Source organism: Pseudomonas sp. Z1-14, from assembly GCF_051132005.1.
In the GTDB taxonomy this organism is placed as follows: Bacteria; Pseudomonadota; Gammaproteobacteria; order Pseudomonadales; family Pseudomonadaceae; genus Aquipseudomonas.
In genome coordinates this window covers 2,486,965-2,505,255 of sequence record NZ_CP071646.1, presented here as the reverse complement: position 1 = coordinate 2,505,255, position 18,291 = coordinate 2,486,965, and the positions used below count along the sequence as shown (strand labels likewise).

The 18,291-nt window shown below is 62.2% G+C and carries 15 protein-coding genes; 8 read left to right on the top strand and 7 right to left on the bottom strand.

What is annotated here, in order from left to right; genetic code table 11:
- Positions 1–36 precede the first annotated feature (36 nt).
- From J3P89_RS11485 to J3P89_RS11470, 4 genes are all read left to right on the top strand, one after another.
- Complete coding sequence (locus J3P89_RS11485; RefSeq protein ID WP_434600949.1) at positions 37–1,140, top strand: ABC transporter ATP-binding protein; 1,104 nt, start codon at positions 37–39, stop codon at positions 1,138–1,140.
- A 15-nt stretch (positions 1,141–1,155) separates the two neighbouring features.
- Positions 1,156–2,637, top strand: a complete 1,482-nt coding sequence (locus J3P89_RS11480; protein WP_434697578.1) for a mannitol dehydrogenase family protein — start codon at positions 1,156–1,158, stop codon at positions 2,635–2,637.
- A 192-nt stretch (positions 2,638–2,829) separates the two neighbouring features.
- Positions 2,830–4,317 (top strand): xylulokinase, encoded by a 1,488-nt coding sequence (gene xylB / locus J3P89_RS11475; protein WP_434697577.1) that lies wholly within the window; start codon positions 2,830–2,832, stop codon positions 4,315–4,317.
- Positions 4,318–4,329: 12 nt separating this feature from the next.
- Positions 4,330–5,268, top strand: coding sequence for a carbohydrate kinase family protein (locus J3P89_RS11470; protein WP_434697576.1), 939 nt, complete (start codon positions 4,330–4,332; stop codon positions 5,266–5,268).
- Between the two features lie 75 nt (positions 5,269–5,343).
- Here the strand turns inward: J3P89_RS11470 and J3P89_RS11465 are convergent, their stop codons facing one another.
- The 4 genes from J3P89_RS11465 to J3P89_RS11450 form a co-directional block, all read right to left on the bottom strand.
- Complete coding sequence (locus J3P89_RS11465) at positions 5,344–5,628, bottom strand: DUF1652 domain-containing protein (protein WP_434605157.1); 285 nt, start codon at positions 5,626–5,628, stop codon at positions 5,344–5,346.
- 377 nt (positions 5,629–6,005) lie between these two features.
- Positions 6,006–7,013, bottom strand: coding sequence for a threonine ammonia-lyase, biosynthetic (ilvA, locus tag J3P89_RS11460; protein ID WP_434697575.1), 1,008 nt, complete (start codon positions 7,011–7,013; stop codon positions 6,006–6,008).
- Positions 7,014–7,382: 369 nt separating this feature from the next.
- Positions 7,383–8,534: a PQQ-dependent sugar dehydrogenase gene (locus J3P89_RS11455; RefSeq protein WP_434697574.1), complete on the bottom strand. Its 1,152-nt coding sequence runs from the start codon at positions 8,532–8,534 to the stop codon at positions 7,383–7,385.
- Between the two features lie 40 nt (positions 8,535–8,574).
- A complete protein-coding gene (locus tag J3P89_RS11450) occupies positions 8,575–8,916 on the bottom strand; it encodes a hypothetical protein (RefSeq protein WP_434630620.1) in 342 nt (113 codons plus the stop codon).
- A 224-nt stretch (positions 8,917–9,140) separates the two neighbouring features.
- Between J3P89_RS11450 and J3P89_RS11445 the strand changes: the two genes are divergently transcribed.
- Both J3P89_RS11445 and ligD read left to right on the top strand, forming a co-directional pair.
- A complete protein-coding gene (locus J3P89_RS11445; protein WP_434697573.1) occupies positions 9,141–10,031 on the top strand; it encodes a Ku protein in 891 nt (296 codons plus the stop codon).
- Positions 10,032–10,064: 33 nt separating this feature from the next.
- A complete protein-coding gene (gene ligD, locus J3P89_RS11440; RefSeq protein ID WP_434697572.1) occupies positions 10,065–12,053 on the top strand; it encodes a DNA ligase D in 1,989 nt (662 codons plus the stop codon).
- Between the two features lie 5 nt (positions 12,054–12,058).
- Here the strand turns inward: ligD and lpxO are convergent, their stop codons facing one another.
- Positions 12,059–12,958 (bottom strand): lipid A hydroxylase LpxO, encoded by a 900-nt coding sequence (gene lpxO / locus J3P89_RS11435; protein WP_434697571.1) that lies wholly within the window; start codon positions 12,956–12,958, stop codon positions 12,059–12,061.
- 407 nt (positions 12,959–13,365) lie between these two features.
- On the opposite strand from lpxO, the gene J3P89_RS11430 reads away from it, so the two are divergent.
- Positions 13,366–14,955 (top strand): ABC-F family ATPase, encoded by a 1,590-nt coding sequence (locus J3P89_RS11430; RefSeq protein WP_215005954.1) that lies wholly within the window; start codon positions 13,366–13,368, stop codon positions 14,953–14,955.
- A gap of 300 nt (positions 14,956–15,255) precedes the next feature.
- Positions 15,256–16,449: an MFS transporter gene (locus J3P89_RS11425; protein ID WP_434697570.1), complete on the top strand. Its 1,194-nt coding sequence runs from the start codon at positions 15,256–15,258 to the stop codon at positions 16,447–16,449.
- On the opposite strand, the gene J3P89_RS11420 is transcribed toward J3P89_RS11425, so the two are convergent.
- Positions 16,443–17,480 (bottom strand): alpha/beta hydrolase family protein, encoded by a 1,038-nt coding sequence (locus J3P89_RS11420; protein ID WP_434573861.1) that lies wholly within the window; start codon positions 17,478–17,480, stop codon positions 16,443–16,445. The two genes, J3P89_RS11425 and J3P89_RS11420, sit on opposite strands and share 7 nt — an antisense overlap.
- Before the next feature lie 183 nt (positions 17,481–17,663).
- Positions 17,664–18,272 (bottom strand): FMN-dependent NADH-azoreductase, encoded by a 609-nt coding sequence (locus J3P89_RS11415; protein ID WP_305500692.1) that lies wholly within the window; start codon positions 18,270–18,272, stop codon positions 17,664–17,666.
- Positions 18,273–18,291 lie beyond the last annotated feature (19 nt).

Here is an 18,291-nt window from a genome sequence, read left to right as displayed (position 1 = left end):
GCCCTACACAGTCATCAGAAATGGAGGCCCATCATCATGGCCAACCTGAAAATCAAGAATCTGCAAAAAGGCTTCGAAGGCTTCTCCATCATCAAGGGCATCGACCTTGAAGTGAACGACCGCGAATTCGTGGTCTTCGTCGGCCCCTCGGGCTGTGGCAAGTCCACGCTGCTGCGGCTGATTGCCGGCCTGGAAGAAGTCAGCGACGGCACCATCGAGCTGGACGGCCGTGACATCACCGAAGTCAGCCCGGCCAAGCGCGACCTGGCGATGGTGTTCCAGACCTATGCCCTGTACCCGCACATGAGCGTGCGCAAGAACATGTCCTTCGCCCTCGACCTCGCCGGTGTGCCCAAGGCCGAGGTGGAAAAGAAAGTCAACGAAGCGGCGCGCATCCTCGAACTGGGGCCGATGCTGGAGCGCAAGCCCAAGCAGCTGTCCGGCGGCCAGCGCCAGCGCGTGGCGATCGGCCGGGCCATCGTGCGCAACCCGAAAATCTTCCTGTTCGACGAGCCCCTGTCGAACCTCGACGCCGCCCTGCGCGTGCAGATGCGCCTGGAACTGGCGCGCCTGCATAAAGAGTTGCAGGCAACCATGATCTACGTGACCCACGACCAGGTCGAAGCCATGACCCTGGCCGACAAGGTGGTGGTGCTCAACGGCGGTCGCATCGAGCAGGTCGGCTCGCCGCTGGAGCTGTATCACCAACCGGCCAACCTGTTCGTCGCCGGGTTCCTCGGCACGCCGAAGATGGGTTTTCTCAAGGGCAAGGTCACCGGCCTGGACGGCCAGGGTTGTGAAGTGCTGCTGGACGCCGGCACCCGCATCAGCCTGCCGCGCAGCGGTGCCAACCTGAGCGTCGGCGGCGCGGTAACCCTGGGGATTCGTCCGGAACACCTGAACCTGGCGCAGCCGGGTGATTGCACGCTGCGGGTCACCGCCGATGTCAGCGAACGCCTGGGCAGCGACACCTTCTGCCACGTCGTCACCGCCTCCGGCGAAGCCCTGACCATGCGCGTGCGTGGTGACCTGGCGAGCCGTTTCGGCGAGCAACTGGAGCTGCACCTGGACGCCGAACACTGCCACTTATTCGATGCCGAAGGCGTTGCGGTTTCCCGCGCGCTGCGCGCTGCCGCCTGATTGCCGAGATTTGCGATGAAACTCAACCGACAGAACCTGCACAACCTCAACGCCGAGGTCGCCCTGCCCGCTTACAACCTGGGCGACCGCCGCCAGGGCATCGCCCACATCGGGGTCGGCGGTTTCCACCGTGCGCACCAGGCGTATTACACCGATGCGTTGATGAACACCGGCGAAGGCCTCGACTGGGCAATCTGCGGCGTCGGCCTGCGGGCCGAAGATCGCCGGGCCCGGGATGATCTGGCTGGCCAGGACTACCTGTTCACCCTCTATGAACTGGGCGACACCGACGACACCGAAGTCCGGGTCATCGGCGCGATCGACGACATGCTGTTGGCCGAGGATGGCGCCCAGGCGTTGATCGACAAACTGGCCGACCCGCAGATCCGCATCGTCTCGCTGACGATCACCGAGGGTGGTTATTGCATTGACGACAGCAACGGCGAGTTCATGGCCCATCTGCCGCAGATCCAGCACGACCTGGCCCATCCGGACGAACCGCAGACCGTGTTCGGCTTCCTCTGCGCCGCGCTGGCCAAACGCCGGGCTACGGGGACGCCGGCGTTCACCCTGATGTCCTGCGATAACCTGCCCCACAACGGCGCCGTCACGCGCAAGGCGCTGCTGGCGTTTGCCGCGTGGCGAGACCCCGGACTGAAACAATGGATCGAGCAGAACGTGAGCTTCCCCAACGCCATGGTCGATCGCATCACCCCAATGACCAGCAGCGCCCACCGCTTGCAGCTGCACGACGAGCATGGCATCGACGACGCTTGGCCAGTGGTGTGCGAACCCTTTGTGCAATGGGTGCTGGAGGACAAGTTCGTCAATGGTCGCCCAGCCTGGGAGAAGGTCGGCGTGCAGTTCACCGATGACGTTTCGCCCTATGAAGAGATGAAGATCAAGCTGCTCAACGGCAGCCATCTCGCGTTGACGTACCTGGGTTTCCTCAAGGGGTATCGTTTCGTCCACGAAACCATGAACGACCCGTTGTTCGTGCGTTACATCCGCGCCTACATGGACCTGGACGTGACGCCACAACTGGCGCCCGTGCCGGGCATCGACCTGACGGAATACAAGGACACCCTGGTGGAGCGCTTTTCCAACCAGGCCATCGCCGACCAGTTGGAACGGGTGTGTTCGGATGGCTCGTCGAAATTTCCCAAATTCACCGTACCGACCATCAACCGCCTGATCGCCGACGGCGGCCAGACCCGCCGCGCGGCGCTGGTGGTGGCAGCCTGGGCTGTTTACCTCAAAGGGGTAGATGAAAATGGCGCGACCTATTCGATCCCCGACCCACGCGCGGCGTTCTGCCAGGCGCTGGTGGCCGACAACGCGCTGGTGACCCAGAGAATGCTTGCAGTGGAAGAAATTTTTGGCACGGCCATCCCCCGTTCGCCCGAGTTCGTGGCAGCATTCGAATGGTGCTGCAACAGCTTGCGCGAGCAAGGGGTGACCAAGACGCTTGAGCGGGTGCTGGCTGATCAAGGCTAGATACGATCCGCTTTTGTGGTGAGGGGATTTATCCCCGCTGGGTCGCGAAGCGGCCCCGACAGACTGCCTGAAACACCGCAACAGCAGCTAAATTTTGGGGCCGCTTCGCAGCCCAGCGGGGATAAATCCCCTCGCCACAGGTTGTCCCTTACCACGGTGTTGTATCGACTGCTCTTTGATCCGAGGATTTCCATGGCAAACCAACAACTGTTCCTGGGCATCGACTGCGGCACCCAAGGCACCAAGGCGCTGATCCTCGATTCGATCAGCGGCCAGGTACTTGGCCAGGGCGCCGCCGCCCACGACATGATCAGCGGTGCCAACGGCCGCCGGGAACAAGACACCCGGCAATGGCTCGACGCGTTCACCCAGGCCACTCGGCAAGCGCTGGCGGATGCAAAGGTCGATGGCCAGTCGATTCTCGGCATCGGCGTCTCCGGCCAGCAGCACGGCCTGGTATTGCTCGATGAGCAGGGCCAGGTCCTGCGCCCGGCAAAACTGTGGTGCGATACCGAGACGACCGCGGAAAACGATCGTCTCCTGGCGCATCTCGGCGGTGAAGAAGGCAGCCTGGAACGCCTCGGCGTGGTGATTGCGCCGGGCTACACGGTGTCCAAACTGCTCTGGACCCGGGAACAGCACCCGCAGGTTTTCGAGCGGACCGCCAGCATCCTGCTGCCCCATGACTTCCTCAATTACTGGCTTACCGGGCGCCATTGCAGCGAGTATGGCGATGCCTCGGGCACCGGTTACTTCAACGTCCGTACCCGCCAGTGGGATCGCGCGCTGCTGCGCCATATCGACCCCAGCGGCCGGCTGGAATCGGCCTTGCCCGAGCTGATCGAGGCCCATCAGCCAGTCGGCAGGATCCTGCCCGAGATCGCCGCACACCTGGGCGTCAACCCCGACGCGGTGGTCGCCAGTGGCGGCGGCGACAACATGATGGGCGCCATCGGCACCGGCAACATCCAGCCCGGCGTGATCACCATGAGCCTCGGTTCCTCCGGCACGGTGTATGCGTATGCCGCCGAGCCCGTGGTCAGCCCGCAAGCATCCGTGGCGACGTTCTGTTCGTCGAGCGGCGGCTGGCTGCCGTTGATCTGCACCATGAACCTGACCAACGCCACCGGAGCGCTGCGCGAGCTGCTGGAACTGGACATCGATACGTTCAACACCCTCGTGACCCAGGCGCCGATCGGTGCCGAGGGCGTGTGCATGTTGCCGTTCCTCAATGGCGAACGCGTCCCCGCCCTGCCCCATGCCACCGGCAGCCTGCTGGGCCTGACGACCACCAACCTGACCCGGGCCAACCTCTGCCGCGCGGTGGTCGAAGGCACGACCTTCGGCCTGCGCTATGGCCTCGACCTGCTCCGTGCCAACGGGCTCAAGGCCCAGAGCATTCGCCTGATCGGCGGCGGCTCGAAGAGCCCGGTCTGGCGACAGATCGTCGCCGACATCATGGACACTACCGTCATTTGCACCGAACAGAGCGAAGCCGCTGCCCTGGGCGGGGCGATCCAGGCGGCGTGGTGTCATGGCGCCGGGCAAACATCCCTGGCCGACCTGTGCGAGCGCTGCGTCAAACTCGACCCGGCCAGCGAAACCCGGCCCGTCGCCGCGCACGTCGCGGCGTCACAACAAGCCTACGAACGTTACCGGCAACACGTCGCAACCCTTTGAGAGCAGGCAATTATGTATCTGGTATGTGGTGAAGCGCTGTTTGATTTCTTCAGCGCAAACGAAGCGCAGACTCCGGCTTCGCAAGTGAATTTCAAGGCGCTCGCCGGCGGTTCACCGTTCAACGTGGCGGTGGGATTGCGTCGACTGGGGATCGAGTCGGCGCTGTTTACCGGGCTGTCCACCGACTATCTGGGCCGGCGCTTGAAACAGGTACTGGTGGACGAAGGCGTCAGCACTCAATTTGCCCAGGACTTCGAGGCCCCCACCACCCTGGCCATGGTCGCTGTCGGCGCCAACGGCTCGCCCCACTACAGCTTCCGTGGCGAAGGCTGCGCAGACCGGCAATTGCGCGCGGAGCATTTGCCGACGCTGGGCCCGCAAGTGCGCGGCCTGCATGTGGGTTCGTTCTCATTGGTGGTGCAACCGGTGGGCGATACGCTGCTGGCACTGGTACAACGCGAAAGCGGCCGACGCCTGATCAGCCTCGACCCGAACGTGCGGCTCAATCCGCAGCCAGACATCGAGTTGTGGCGTTCACGGATCGCGACGCTGGTGAAATATGCCGACCTGATCAAGGTCAGCGATGAGGACCTGAGCCTGCTCTACCCTGACCGGGACCCACATGAAGTAATTGGGGGCTGGCTGGAGCACCGCTGTCAGTTGGCCTTCCTCACCCGTGGCGGCCAGGGCGCAACGGTGTTCAGCCGTCAGCATGGCGTATGGTCGCTTCCCGCCTGCCCGGTCCAGATTGCCGATACGGTGGGCGCGGGCGACACGTTCCAGGCTGCGCTGATCGCTTGGCTGACAGAGCAGCAGTTGGACGATGTGCAGGGTTTGCATTCGCTGAGCGCGGAGCAGATCGGGGAGATGCTGCATTTCGCCATGCGCGCCGCGGCACTGACGTGCGGTAAAGTCGGGCCAGACCTGCCCTATCGGCAGCAATTGGTCTGAGAAAAATCGAAAGCTGGACGCCGGGTTCGAACAACATCGGACCCGGTCGTCAGGTTTGCAAAGGTCGGGCGGTGCTTAACGCCCGCTCATCCGGTGTTGCTGGTGGAAATAGTTCCCGTGGCCGTGACCCTGGCCACGGTCGAGTTCGGTACGCAGTTCCGCAATCAGATCGTTGATGGCGCGGCAGCCGGTGAGCTTGGTGGCGTCAATATCGCTCTTGACCAACGCCACGCGGTCGGTCTGGTGGTCGTCGTAGATTTTAACGGTCATGGACAGATCAGGTGACAAGGTGCATTGCGAGCGTTTGGGCAGCAGGCTGCTTTCAATGATGTTTCGCATTTCGAGGGCAGATAAAAACATGGCAACTCTCTCCTTTTGAGGCAGCCAATTCATGTTCACGACGGCGGTATTTTCGTCCGATTCTTCCCTGCGGACAGGACTTCGAATGCCGTGCCGTTCGTTCATTTTGGCGTTTTCTGGTGTTGGAGCCCGTCATCGGACTCGGGTATCAACTCGCAAAAAATATGCCCGTAAATCAGTACAGCGACACTGTTACAAATCAATTACTTAGCAGTCAGGTCCAACGCAACGGCCATGCAAAATGCAAGGAAACGGTGTTTTATCCATGCAAACTGCATCGCGCCGCTCAACTTGCCAGGCTGGAGATTAGCCACTATTTCGACTTCACGGGCGGGCACCCGTCGGCTACTTCAAAAAACATGATGCGCGGGAGCACCTCAAGACGCAGCCACTGCCGCGCGCTCTGCCACGTGGCCCAAGCTGTCGAAGTTGATGTTTGCGCCAGAGTTGATCGCCACCAGTGTCTGGCCCTGCGCTCCGCTGTCCGTCACGTAGCGCTTGATCCCCGCCACCGCCAGGGCGCCGGACGGCTCGGTGATCGAGCGGGTGTCGTCATAGATATCCCGGATCGCGGCGCAGAGCTGGTCGTTGCTGACGGTGATCACTTCATCGACGCAGAAACGACAGATATCGAAGCCATGGGCGCCGATCTGCGCGACGGCCACGCCGTCGGCAAACGTGCCGACGCTCGCTAGCGTCACCCGCTCCCCTGCTGCCTGTGCGGCCTGGAGGCATGCGGAGTGTTCCGACTCGACGCCAATGATGCGCACCTCCGGACGCAGGTATTTGACGTAAGCCGCCACCCCGGCAATCAAGCCGCCACCGCCGACCGGAACAAAGATGGCATCCAGTTGACCTGGATGCTGGCGCAGGATCTCCATCGCGACGGTTCCCTGCCCGGCGATGACTTGCGGGTCATCGAACGGCGAGACGAATTCCCGCCCGGTCTGCCGAGCCAGGTCCAGGGCGAATTCCAGGGCGAATGGAAAACTCTCACCATGCAGCAACGCTTCGGCCCCGCGACTGCGCACGCCCAGTACTTTCAGTTGGGGCGTCGTGCGCGGCATGACGATGCACGCCGAGATACCCAACGCTTGAGCCGCCAGCGCCACGCCTTGGGCGTGGTTGCCCGCCGATGCGGTGATCACGCCACGGCTGCGTTGCTCGGGGGTCAGTTGCACGAGCTTGTTATAAGCGCCGCGGATCTTGAACGAGAACGTCGGTTGCAGGTCCTCGCGCTTGAGCAGAATTCGATTGCCCAAGGCCTGGGACAGCGCCGCAGCCGCTTGCAGCGGCGTGGGCACCGCCAGTTCGTACACCGCAGCGGCAAGGATCTTCTTGACGTAGTGCTCCAGCAGCGTCTGCTCGGGGCTGGTTGGGGTCATGGCTGTCTCCTGGTTGGGTAAAGCCCTGGAGACAGAAAGAAAAAACCCGCCTCTAGGGCGGGTTGGGTGCAGTCGTCAGCTAGCCCGCCAGATAAGGAATGGCGGTAATAATGCTTGGCTGGCTGCGCAGTGCGGTGGAAGTCATGGCTGGAAACTAGCCGCGAGGGGCCGGGAAGTCAATGGAAATCCCGGCCTCCGTGATCCTTTGACGCTTTTGATCCTGTGGCAAGGGAGCTTGCTCCCGCTGGGTTGCGAAGCAACCCCAAGATCGGACACTCGGTGTGTCAGGCTCATCGCGTTGCCTGCATGGGGCTGCCACGCAGCCCAGCGGGAGCAAGCTCCCTCGCCACAAAAAGCTTCATAACATGCTTATTGCTTCAGCCCGACCTTGTACAACGCACCGTCATCGTCGTCCGTCAGCACATAGAGGAAACCATCCGGCCCCTGGCGAACATCGCGGATCCGCTCCTTGAGCTCGCCAAGCAAGCGTTCTTCATGGACAACCTTGTCGCCGTCGAACTCCAGGCGAATCAGGTCCCTGGAAACCAGCGCCCCGACAAACGCGTTGCGTTGCCAGGCCTTAAACCGGTCATTGTCGTAGAACGCCATGCCGCTGAGCCCTGGCGATACCTGCCAGACGTGATGGGGACCGACGGTACCCTTCGCGGTCTTGCCTTGGGCCTCGGGAATCGGCGCGCCGGAATAGTTGTCGCCATGAGTCGCCAACGGCCAGCCATAGTTCTTGCCGCGCTCGATGATGTTCAGCTCGTCACCGCCCTTGGGGCCATGCTCACTCTCCCATAGCGTGCCATTCCACGGATTGAGCGCGGCGCCTTGGGGATTGCGCAAGCCGTAGGACCAGATCTCGGGACGGACGTTTTTCTGCCCCACGAAAGGGTTGTCGTCCGGCACCTTGCCGTCGGGATAGATCCGCACGATCTTGCCTTGCAGCTTGTCCAGGTCCTGTGCGGTCGGACGGTCGTTGTTTTCGCCCAGGGTGATGAACAGATAGCCGTCCCGGTCGAATACCAGGCGCGAACCGAAATGGTTGCCCGTCGAGAGCTTGGGTTGCTGGCGGAAAATTACATCGAAGTTGTCCAGGCGCGTCATGTCGCTGGACAACTGCCCACGGCCCACCGCCGTGCCGGCCTTGCCATCCTCGCCCGCCTCGGCATACGACAGGTAGACGGTGCGATCCTGTTTGAAGTCCGGAGACAGCACAACATCCAGCAAACCACCCTGCCCCTTGGCCCAGACCTCGGGAACACCGCTCAACGGCGCAGACAATTTCCCGTCGGCCTTCACCCATCGCAGGTTACCGGGACGCTCCGTGACCAGCATGCCCTGCTGCTCCGGCAGGAACGCCACGGACCAGGGCCGCTCCAGCCCCCGGGTGACCGTGGTGACTTCGACGGTGCCGTCCTCGGCCTTGAATTGCTGGACTGGCGCGGCAGAGGCCGGCGCTGAAAGGGCCAGGACAGCGCTGGCGCAAAGTGTTGCCAGGAATGTTTTACGCAACATGCACACTTCCTTCTGTGGTGGTGTTGATCGGCACGGTGTCTCAACGATTGCCGTTATTGGTGTGCCGGGGAGGCGTCGGCGACTCGATGGTGGGGCGTGGCGACCCCGATGGCGGTCCGGAACGCGGGTAGCCGTTGCCGATGCCGCCATTCTCCAGGGTCGGCGGTCGGGGAACCGGAACCGTCGGGTTGTTCCGTATGCCTGGCACGTTGGGCTGGGTGCCCTGCATGCTGTTCGGGTTGGCCCGGCGAATCGGACTGTTGTAGGGATTGTTGTTGCCCGGCAGGTTCTGCGCCACGAGTACTGGATCGGCGCCGGGCGTAGCCGCCTGGGCAGTGGCTGCCGTCAGCAGCACCAGAGTGGCGAGTATCAGTCTGTTCATCGAGACCTTCCTGATTTCATGGGTACGGCACCCGCATTTCGAAAATACGCTACGCCGCAGGTTCGCCGTTGTTAAGCAAAATATCCTCATGAAGATGTAACCAGGCGTCTCCAACTCAGCGCCCCTGGAGCACCCCAACCGCAGCCAGCCGGCGCCCGGTGGAAACTTTTCCAGAGACCCAAGGGTCACCAGAGAGACTATTCACCGGCAAGGAAAACTCCACCATGGCACGGGCTATCTGGAAAGGCGCAATCAGTTTCGGGCTGGTCCACATTCCCGTGGCCCTGGTGTCAGCCACCGCGTCCCAGGGCGTGGATTTCGACTGGCTGGACAAACGCAGCATGGACCCGGTGGGCTACAAGCGGGTCAACAAGGTTACCGGCAAGGAGGTGACCAAGGACGACATCGTCAAAGGCGTGGAATACCAGAAAGGCCAATACGTGCTGATCAGCGAAGAGGAGATTCGCGCCGCCCACCCCAAGTCCACCCAGACCATCGACATCTTTTCCTTCGTCGACAGCGAGGAGATCCCGCTGCAGAACATCGAAAAGCCGTATTTCCTCGCACCTGATAAACGTGGTGGCAAAGTCTACGCCCTGCTGCGCGAAACCCTGCTCAAGACCAACAAAGTCGCGCTGGCGAATGTGGTGATGCATACCCGCCAGCACCTGGCGGCGCTGATGCCCCTGGAATCGGCCCTGGTGCTGGTGCTGCTGCGCTGGCCCGCCGAAGTCCGCGAACTCGACGTCCTGGAACTGGGCGACGAAGTCACCAACCCGACGCTGGCGAAGGGCGAACTGGACATGGCCAAACGGCTCGTAGAAGACATGAGTGGCGACTGGGAACCCCAGGAGTATCGCGACAGTTTCCAGGAAAAGATCATGGAACTGGTGGAGAAAAAAGCCACCGAAGGCCGGCTCGAAGCGGTGGAAACCGACCCCGGCGAAGAACAGCGCAAAACCGCCGACGTTATCGACCTGACCGAACTGCTCAAGCGCAGCCTCGGCGGCAAGGGCAAGACGGCGGAAAAGCCTGCCGAAAAGCCTGCGGCAAAATCGACCAAGACGCGCAAATCCGCTCCTGCTAAAAAAGCCACCAAGGCCTCCCGGGGCTAACCCCCGGGCGCCTGTAATACAAGGGAATCTGTCATGGCCAAGGCCGAGAGTGAATATGCCCGCCTGTCCGCCGTGGAGGCGGATGAACCAACGACTCGTAGCCGCACCCGCCGGAATGCGCAGACCGACACGGGGCGAATCCCCGAACGTCTGTCGCCGCAGCTGGCGACACCGGTGGAGCAACCGCCGGCCGGTGAGTGGCGCTATGAAGTGCAGTTTCATGGCTACCGGTTGATGACGCGCATCCAGAACGGCGAGGTCCGGCTGTTCAATCGCCACCATGCGGACTGGACCGATCGCCTCACGCTGCACGCCGACGCCCTGGCCCAGTTGAATCTGGGCGACAGCTGGCTCGACGGCGAACTGGTGCTGCTCGATGAGACCGGGCATTCCGACTTCCCTGCCCTGCGCCAGGCCTTCGAGATCGGCCGCAGCGTCGAAATGCTGTATTTCCTGTTCGACGCACCGTTTCTCAATGGCGTCGACCTGCGCGACAAACCGGTTGAAGAACGCCGCGCAGCCTTGAAAAATGCGCTCAAGAGCAACGCCAGCAAGCGCCTGCGGTTCTCCGAGGCGTTTTCCGCCAGCCAGCATGACATCTTCGAAAGCGCCAGCGCCCTGTCACTGGACAGCGTGGTTGGCAAGCGTCTGGGCAGCCCTTATGCCTCGGGACGGAACGCCGATTGGGTCAAACTCAAATGTCGGCTGCGCCAATGCTTCGTCATCGTCGGGTTCACCCGCCCGCAAGGCACGCGCAACGGCTTCGGCGCACTGTTGCTAGCGGTCAACGGGCCGTCGGGGCTGGTCTATGCCGGCCGGGTCGGCACGGGCTTCAGCCAATCCCAACTCAAACAACTGCATGAACAGCTATGTGCCTTGGAACGTGAAACGTCGCCACTCGACCAGCCGCTCAAAGGCGCACCGGCGCGCGGCGTGCATTGGGTCGAGCCGACGCAGGTCTGCGAAATCGAATTTGCCGAATGGACCCGCGACGGGCTGGTGCGCCAGGCGGTGTTCCTCGATCTGCCCGGCGACCGGCAGGTCAGTCGGGTGACGCGTGAACAACCCATGCCCATCAAAGCCACGCCCGCCAAGCCCAAACGCCGCGGCAAGGCCGACACCGCGAAAGTCGACGGCGTGGTCATCACCCACCCGGACCGCGTCGTCGACAGCGTCAGCGGTGTGCAGAAAGCCGAACTGGCCCAGTATTACCTGGACATCGCCCCCTGGATCCTGCCGCATCTCAAGTTGCGGCCGGTCTCCCTTGTACGGGCGCCGGAAGGGATTGGCGAGGAGCTGTTTTTTCAGAAGCACGCCGATCGCCTGGAAATCCCCCATATCAGGCAACTCGATCCGGCGCTGGACCCGGGCCATGCGGCTTTGATGGAAATCGACAGCATCCATGCCCTGGTCGGCGCGGCGCAGATGGGCGCGGTGGAACTGCACACCTGGACGGCGACCCATGACCGGATCGAGACGCCCGATCTGTTTGTGCTGGACCTGGACCCGGATCCGTCGTTGCCCTGGAACGCCATGCTCGACGCGACGCGCATGACCCTGTCAGTACTCGACGAACTGGGTTTGCAGGGGTTTCTCAAGACCAGCGGCGGCAAAGGCATGCACGTCATCGTGCCACTGGCGCGAAGCGAGGGGTGGGACGTCACCAAGGCCTTTGCCAAGGCCATATCGCAGTTCCTGACCCGGCAGATGCCGCAACGGATCACCGCGACCATGGGCCCGAAAAACCGCGTGGGCAAGGTCTTTATCGACTACCTGCGCAACGCCCGCGGTGCCAGCACCGTCGCCGCTTATTCGGTGCGTGCCCGGCCGGGCCTGCCGGTTTCGGTACCGATCGCCCGGGACGAACTCGCCGGCCTGCGCAACGCGCAGCAATGGGATATCCATACCGCGCTGGAACGGGCCAAGGGCCTGGGCGCCGATCCGTGGGAAGGCTACAACCATCGCCAACGGATCACGGCGAAGATGTGGGAACAGTTGGAGGCTGAAAAACCGGGCGACTGAACCGTTCAGATCCAGATGAAGATCGCCAGCAGGCCGCCAAAGAACGCCCATTTCTGCAGGTAATACAGCTTGCGATTGCGCTTTTTCAGCGCTTTGCCTTGCAGGCGGATCTTGTACAGCCGGGAAAACGCCCGGTTCAGGCCACCGGTCCGGTCCCCGGCGTCATTCGGCGCGCCCGCGGCGGCCATCACGGTACGACTGAACCAGCGATTGAAGGCGGTGGCCCAACGAAATCTCATCGGCCGCTCCACGTCGCAGAACAGGATGATGCGGTTCTGCGCCGTGGTGTTCTCGGCGTAATGGATGAATGTTTCGTCGAACACCACCGCCTCGCCGTCGCGCCAGTGATAGGCCTCACCATCGACATTGATGTAGCAGCCAGCGTCGTTGGGTGTCTGCAGCCCCAAGTGGTAGCGATAAGACCCGGCATACGGATCGCGATGACGCACCAGCTTCGAACCCGGCGGCAGCTCGGCGAACATCGCGGCCTTGATCGAGCCGATGCTCTGCACCAGTTCGGTGGTGCGCGGGCACAGCTTCATCGCCGAGGGATGGCTGTCGCCATACCACTTCAGGTAGAAGCGCTTCCAGCCAGTCTTGAAAAACGAGTTGAAGCCCACGTCGTCATATTGATCGGAGCGCTTGATCTCCCCCGCGTGCAGCAGGCTCTGGCCTTCGGCGCGGATCTCTTCCCAATGGGCCTGCAAGGGGCTCAGGTCGGGAAACTGGGCCGGGCTCAGGAAAGGCCTGTTGGGCAGTTTCGAACACAGGTAGAGCAGGCAATTGATCGGCGCAAGGAAGGATGAGTGATCGCTCAACTGGCGCCCGAATTTATGCCGCACGCGCCCGCGCAGGTGCACATAGCCAATGGAAAGTACGTAGATTGCGACAATAATGAGCTTCACGGATTCGGTCAGGGTCCAGAAGTGAACAGGCTGCTTCTCCGGGGCCAGCCAAGCGGCAAGGGAGATGGCGTCGAGTGAGATGGCATTCTAGCCACAGTTGGCGATTTAAAGTTATCCCTGCGTTGTGAAAAACTGTCTTGCCTGGGTTACACCCTATCGTTAACGCGGCCAGATCAGTACAATCGCCGCCAACTATCAAGCGCCCCCTCTGGCTGACACCGGCAATCCCGGCTTCGGCGCATATCCACTCGGGCCAGGCGCTCCGTATGCAGCTGTCCTCTATATGCCGGATGGACCCTTGCGCCAGTGACCGCCAAGCCGCTTGAGCGGTCGGGACTTGCGCAAACAGGTACTGAACAGGTACTGCCGCACCCTTAGCTACTCTGAATGTTCCGCAGGATAAACCTTTGATCTCTACAGCTAACATCACGATGCAGTTCGGCGCCAAGCCACTGTTCGAAAACGTCTCTGTCAAATTTGGCGCGGGTAACCGCTACGGCCTGATCGGCGCCAACGGTTGCGGCAAGTCGACCTTCATGAAAATCCTCGGCGGCGACCTCGAGCCGTCCGGCGGCCAGGTGATGCTCGAACCGAACGTGCGCCTGGGTAAACTTCGCCAGGATCAGTTCGCCTACGAAGAATTCACCGTGATCGACACCGTGATCATGGGTCACGAAGAGCTGTGGAAGGTCAAGGCCGAGCGCGACCGCATTTATTCGCTGCCGGAAATGACCGAAGAAGACGGCATGGCCGTGGCTGAGCTGGAAACCGAATTTGCCGAGATGGACGGCTACACCGCCGAATCTCGCGCCGGTGAACTGCTGTTGGGCCTGGGGATTGGCATCGAGCAGCATTTCGGTCCGATGAGCGAAGTGTCGCCAGGCTGGAAACTGCGTGTGCTGCTGGCCCAGGCGCTGTTCTCCGACCCGGAAGTGCTGCTGCTTGACGAGCCGACCAACCACCTGGATATCAACACCATCCGCTGGCTGGAAAACGTACTGACCCAGCGTTCGAGCCTGATGATCATCATCTCCCACGACCGTCACTTCCTGAACAGTGTCTGCACCCACATGGCGGACCTGGACTACGGCGAGCTGCGTCTGTTCCCAGGCAACTACGACGAGTACATGACCGTGGCGACCCAGTCCCGCGAGCAGCTGCTGTCGGACAACGCCAAGAAGAAAGCACAGATTTCCGAACTGCAGTCATTTGTCAGCCGTTTCTCGGCCAACGCCTCGAAAGCCAAGCAGGCCACCTCCCGCGCCAAGCAGATCGACAAGATCCAGCTGGCCGAGGTCAAGCCATCGAGCCGCGTCAGTCCGTTCATCCGTTTCGAGCAGACCAAGAAGCTGCACCGCCAGGCGGTCATCGTCGAACGCATGGCCAAGGGCTTCGACGGCAAGCCGCTGTTCAAGGATTTCAGCTTCACCGTCGAAGCCGGTGAGCGCGTGGCGATCATTGGCCCGAACGGCATCGGCAAGACCACCTTGCTGCGCACCCTGGTCAATGAACTGGAACCGGATGCCGGTACCGTGAAATGGACCGACGCCGCGGAACTGGGCTACTACGCCCAGGACCACGCCCATGACTTCGAAGATGACGTCAACCTGTTCGACTGGATGGGCCAGTGGACCCAGGGTGGCGAGCAGCTGGTTCGTGGCACCTTGGGCCGCATGCTGTTTTCCAACGACGAGATCCTCAAGTCGGTCAAGGTCATCTCCGGTGGTGAACAAGGCCGCATGCTGTTCGGCAAGCTGATCCTGCAAAAGCCGAACGTGCTGGTGATGGACGAACCGACCAACCACCTGGACATGGAATCCATCGAAGCGCTGAACCTGGCGCTGGAAAACTATCCGGGCACGTTGATCTTCGTCAGCCACGACCGTGAGTTCGTGTCGTCCCTGGCAACCCGCATCATCGAGCTCAGCGCCGACGGCGTGGTCGACTTCAGCGGCACCTATGACGACTACCTGCGCAGCCAGGGCGTGTTGTTCTAAAACAACTGCAAGCTGAAAGTAAAAGCCCTGTCCATGTGATGGGGCTTTTTCATGACCGCGACATAAAACCTGTGGGAGCGAGCTTGCTCGCGATGAGGCCCAGCCTGTCAGCATCTAAGTGCCTGACCCACCGCCATCGCGAGCAAGCTCGCTCCCACAATGGCCCTGTTCCCATATAGAAGTGGGTGACTTCAGCTGACTATGAGGCTATCACTGATAGCGAACCGTTAGCCTGCTTCCTTTTCTCCCCCGCACGCGCCATGATGAAGCACTCTTACCGCTGCCCGCGAACGAGCCGCCATGCCAACGCCCCAGCCCGCTTCCAGTTCCCTGTCGATCACCTTGCAGATCGTCTCCATCGTTTTTTATACCTTCATCGCCTTCCTCTGCATCGGCCTGCCGATTGCCGTGTTGCCTGGGTATGTCCATGAGCAACTGGGCTTCAGCGCAGTGGTGGCCGGGCTGACCATTGGCTCGCAGTATCTGGCGACCTTGCTCAGCCGGCCCATGGCCGGGCGACTGTCGGACAATGTCGGCACCAAGCGGGCGATCGTCTACGGCCTGGTGGGCATCCTGCTCAGTGGCGTGCTGACGCTGCTGTCGACGCTGCTGCAAAGCTTTCCGTTGCCCAGCCTGTTGATCCTGATTGCCGGGCGTTTGCTGCTCGGGGTCGCCCAAGGCCTGATCGGCGTCGGTACCATCAGCTGGTGCATGGGACAGGTCGGCGTGGAGCACACCGCCCGTTCGATCTCCTGGAACGGCATCGCTTCCTATGGCGCCATCGCCATCGGCGCACCCCTGGGCGTGGTCATGGTCGGCGGCCTGGGCTTCGCCAGCCTGGGCATCGCCTTGTCGTTATTGGCCGGCGGCGCATTGCTGCTGATTCGCAACAAACCCTCGGTGCCGGTCGTTCGCGGCGAGCGCCTGCCCTTCTGGGCCGTGTTCGGACGCATTGCACCGTTCGGGACAAGCCTGTGCCTGGCCTCGATCGGCTATGGCACGCTGACCACCTTCATCACCCTGTTCTACCTCAGCCGAGGCTGGACCGGCGCCGCCTGGTGCCTGACCGTTTTCGGCATCTGCTTCATCCTGTCACGGTTGCTGTTCATCTCCAGCATCGCCCGCTTCGGTGGCTTCAGCTCGGCCATTGTCTGCATGAGCATCGAGACCCTGGGCCTGGTGCTGCTGTGGCTGGCGCCCTCCACCGCATTCGCCTTGGTCGGCGCGGGGCTGGCGGGCTTCGGGCTGTCGCTGGTGTACCCGGCGCTGGGCGTGGAGGCCATCAAGCAGGTGCCCAACAGCAGCCGCGGCGCCGGCTTGAGTGCCTATGCGGTGTTCTTTGACCTGGCACTGGCGATTGCCGGACCGCTGATGGGCGCGGTGGCATTGAACCTGGGCTACTCGTCGATATTTTTCTTCGCCGCCTTGCTGTCGATCATCGGCCTGGGCCTGACGCTCGTGTTGCGTCGGCGAGCCGAAAGCCCGCATCACTGATCGGCTGTCCGCAGGCCCGCACGGGTCGGCTTTCCCAGTGCCTGGCTGAAGAAGCGACTGGCTTCGGTGATCATCGTGCGGTGGATGTCCTTGCGATCAACGCCGTCGGCATCGGTACACAGCGCTGGCATCGCCGCGATCTGCTCGTCCGTACAGGGCGCCATGAAAACAAAGTGCCCGGCCCCGGCCAACGTCTTGAAATCCGGCGCGGTAGGCAGCTTGCGCGCCAGGGCCGCGGCGTTCTTGTCGAAAGCCACCAGTTTGTCGCCGTCGCCGCTATAGAGCAGCACCGGCACATGAACATCGGCCAACGTGTGCCGACCGAACTTCAAACTCAACGGCGCCATCAGCAACAGCGCGCGGACCCTGGGATCGGCCACTGGATACAGGTCATCGCGGTCGGCAATCAGCTCACCCTGGGTATTGCAGGCGTCACGGTCATCCGGTCGCTCCTGGCAATAACGGCGCAGGCGATTGAGGTCAGGCGTGGCGCCGGACAGGATCAGCGCGGTTTCGCCACCGGCCGAATAGCCGATCACTCCGACCTGCCCGGCGTTGACGAAGGGCGCCAGCATCGGGTCGTTCAGCGTCGCGGTGATGGCTTCGGAGATCTGGATCGGCCGCCCGTACAAGTTACTCAGCGTACCGAGTCGGCTGTGATCCTGGGCGTTATCGCCGGGATGAATCACCGCCACCACGACGAAGCCCTTGCGGGCCAGCGACGTGGCCAGATCATGCAGGGCCAGCGGCGTGCCGGTATTGCCATGGGACAGCATCAGCAGCGGAAACCGCCCGATGGCGATCTGTGCATCCGCCGCCGCATCGATCTGATAGCCGCCCAACAGACTGGATTGCTCCTTCGCGGTGGAGGGGTAAAACGCGATGGCATGCATCGGCTGGTGGTCCAGCGGATCAGGAAAATCCAGCTCATGAAAGCCCGCGCTCCAATGCGGATGTGGCGCCGGCGCGGCCTGCACCGAACCGAGACCGCTCACCCAGCAAAACAGCAGCAGCGCACCAAGACGCATCATCGAATAGTCCACCTTCACCCACCCACCAGGAGCCACGTCGCTCGCCGCTCCGGCCATGCACGACCTGCGCCATGTTTCCCAGCGCCAAATGCAGGAAAACCCTGCACCCCAGCCATCCGATGACGACGAGAATACAGGGTTTTCCGAAGGTTGCCCGCAGAGCTTGATGCCTCTACGCAAACCTTACGCAGCGGCGAACTGCTGGCTGATCTGCAGCTTGGCCTCGCTGATGGCCTTGGTGCGCATGTCGTCACCGTAAGCCAGGCCTTCTGCGCGAACAAATTCGATGTCGGTGATGCCGAGGAAACCGAACATCAACCTCAGGTATTGTTCATGCCCCACGCTGCTCGGTTGACCGGCGTGCAGGCCGCCCGAGGTGGAAACGATGACCAGCTTCTTGTCGCCACACAGGCCTTCCGGGCCGGCTTCGGTGTAGCGGAAGGTCTGGCCGGCCACGGCGATACGGTCGATCCAGGCCTTGAGTTGGGTCGGGATGCTGAAGTTGTACATCGGTGCTGCGATCACCACCGCGTCGGCGGCGAGGAACTCGGCCAGGGTCGACGCGCTGAGGTCAGCTTCGTGCTGTTGAGCGGCATCGCGCAATTCGGCGCTGGTGCCGGCAGCGACCAGGGTCTGCGCGGAAAAGTGGCTGATGGCGTCAGCGGCCAGGTCACGATATGTGACGTTGATAGCTGGCTCGGCGGCTTTCCAGGCTTGCACCAGTTCACGGCTCAGTTGGCGCGAAGCGGAGTTGTCGCCGAGGATGCTCGAATCGATGTGCAACAGTTTCATGTGAATGCTCTCCAAGTGA

Coding starts and splice junctions, on each gene's coding strand:
- xylB (WP_434697577.1), top strand. CDS start 2,830: ATGGCAAACCAACAACTGTTCCTGGGCATCGACTGCGGCACCCAAGGC.
- J3P89_RS11445 (WP_434697573.1), top strand. CDS start 9,141: ATGGCACGGGCTATCTGGAAAGGCGCAATCAGTTTCGGGCTGGTCCAC.
- ilvA (WP_434697575.1), bottom strand. CDS start 7,013: ATGACCCCAACCAGCCCCGAGCAGACGCTGCTGGAGCACTACGTCAAG.
- J3P89_RS11450 (WP_434630620.1), bottom strand. CDS start 8,916: ATGAACAGACTGATACTCGCCACTCTGGTGCTGCTGACGGCAGCCACT.
- ligD (WP_434697572.1), top strand. CDS start 10,065: ATGGCCAAGGCCGAGAGTGAATATGCCCGCCTGTCCGCCGTGGAGGCG.
- J3P89_RS11455 (WP_434697574.1), bottom strand. CDS start 8,534: ATGTTGCGTAAAACATTCCTGGCAACACTTTGCGCCAGCGCTGTCCTG.
- J3P89_RS11480 (WP_434697578.1), top strand. CDS start 1,156: ATGAAACTCAACCGACAGAACCTGCACAACCTCAACGCCGAGGTCGCC.
- J3P89_RS11470 (WP_434697576.1), top strand. CDS start 4,330: ATGTATCTGGTATGTGGTGAAGCGCTGTTTGATTTCTTCAGCGCAAAC.
- J3P89_RS11485 (WP_434600949.1), top strand. CDS start 37: ATGGCCAACCTGAAAATCAAGAATCTGCAAAAAGGCTTCGAAGGCTTC.
- J3P89_RS11420 (WP_434573861.1), bottom strand. CDS start 17,480: ATGATGCGTCTTGGTGCGCTGCTGCTGTTTTGCTGGGTGAGCGGTCTC.
- J3P89_RS11415 (WP_305500692.1), bottom strand. CDS start 18,272: ATGAAACTGTTGCACATCGATTCGAGCATCCTCGGCGACAACTCCGCT.
- J3P89_RS11465 (WP_434605157.1), bottom strand. CDS start 5,628: ATGTTTTTATCTGCCCTCGAAATGCGAAACATCATTGAAAGCAGCCTG.
- J3P89_RS11425 (WP_434697570.1), top strand. CDS start 15,256: ATGCCAACGCCCCAGCCCGCTTCCAGTTCCCTGTCGATCACCTTGCAG.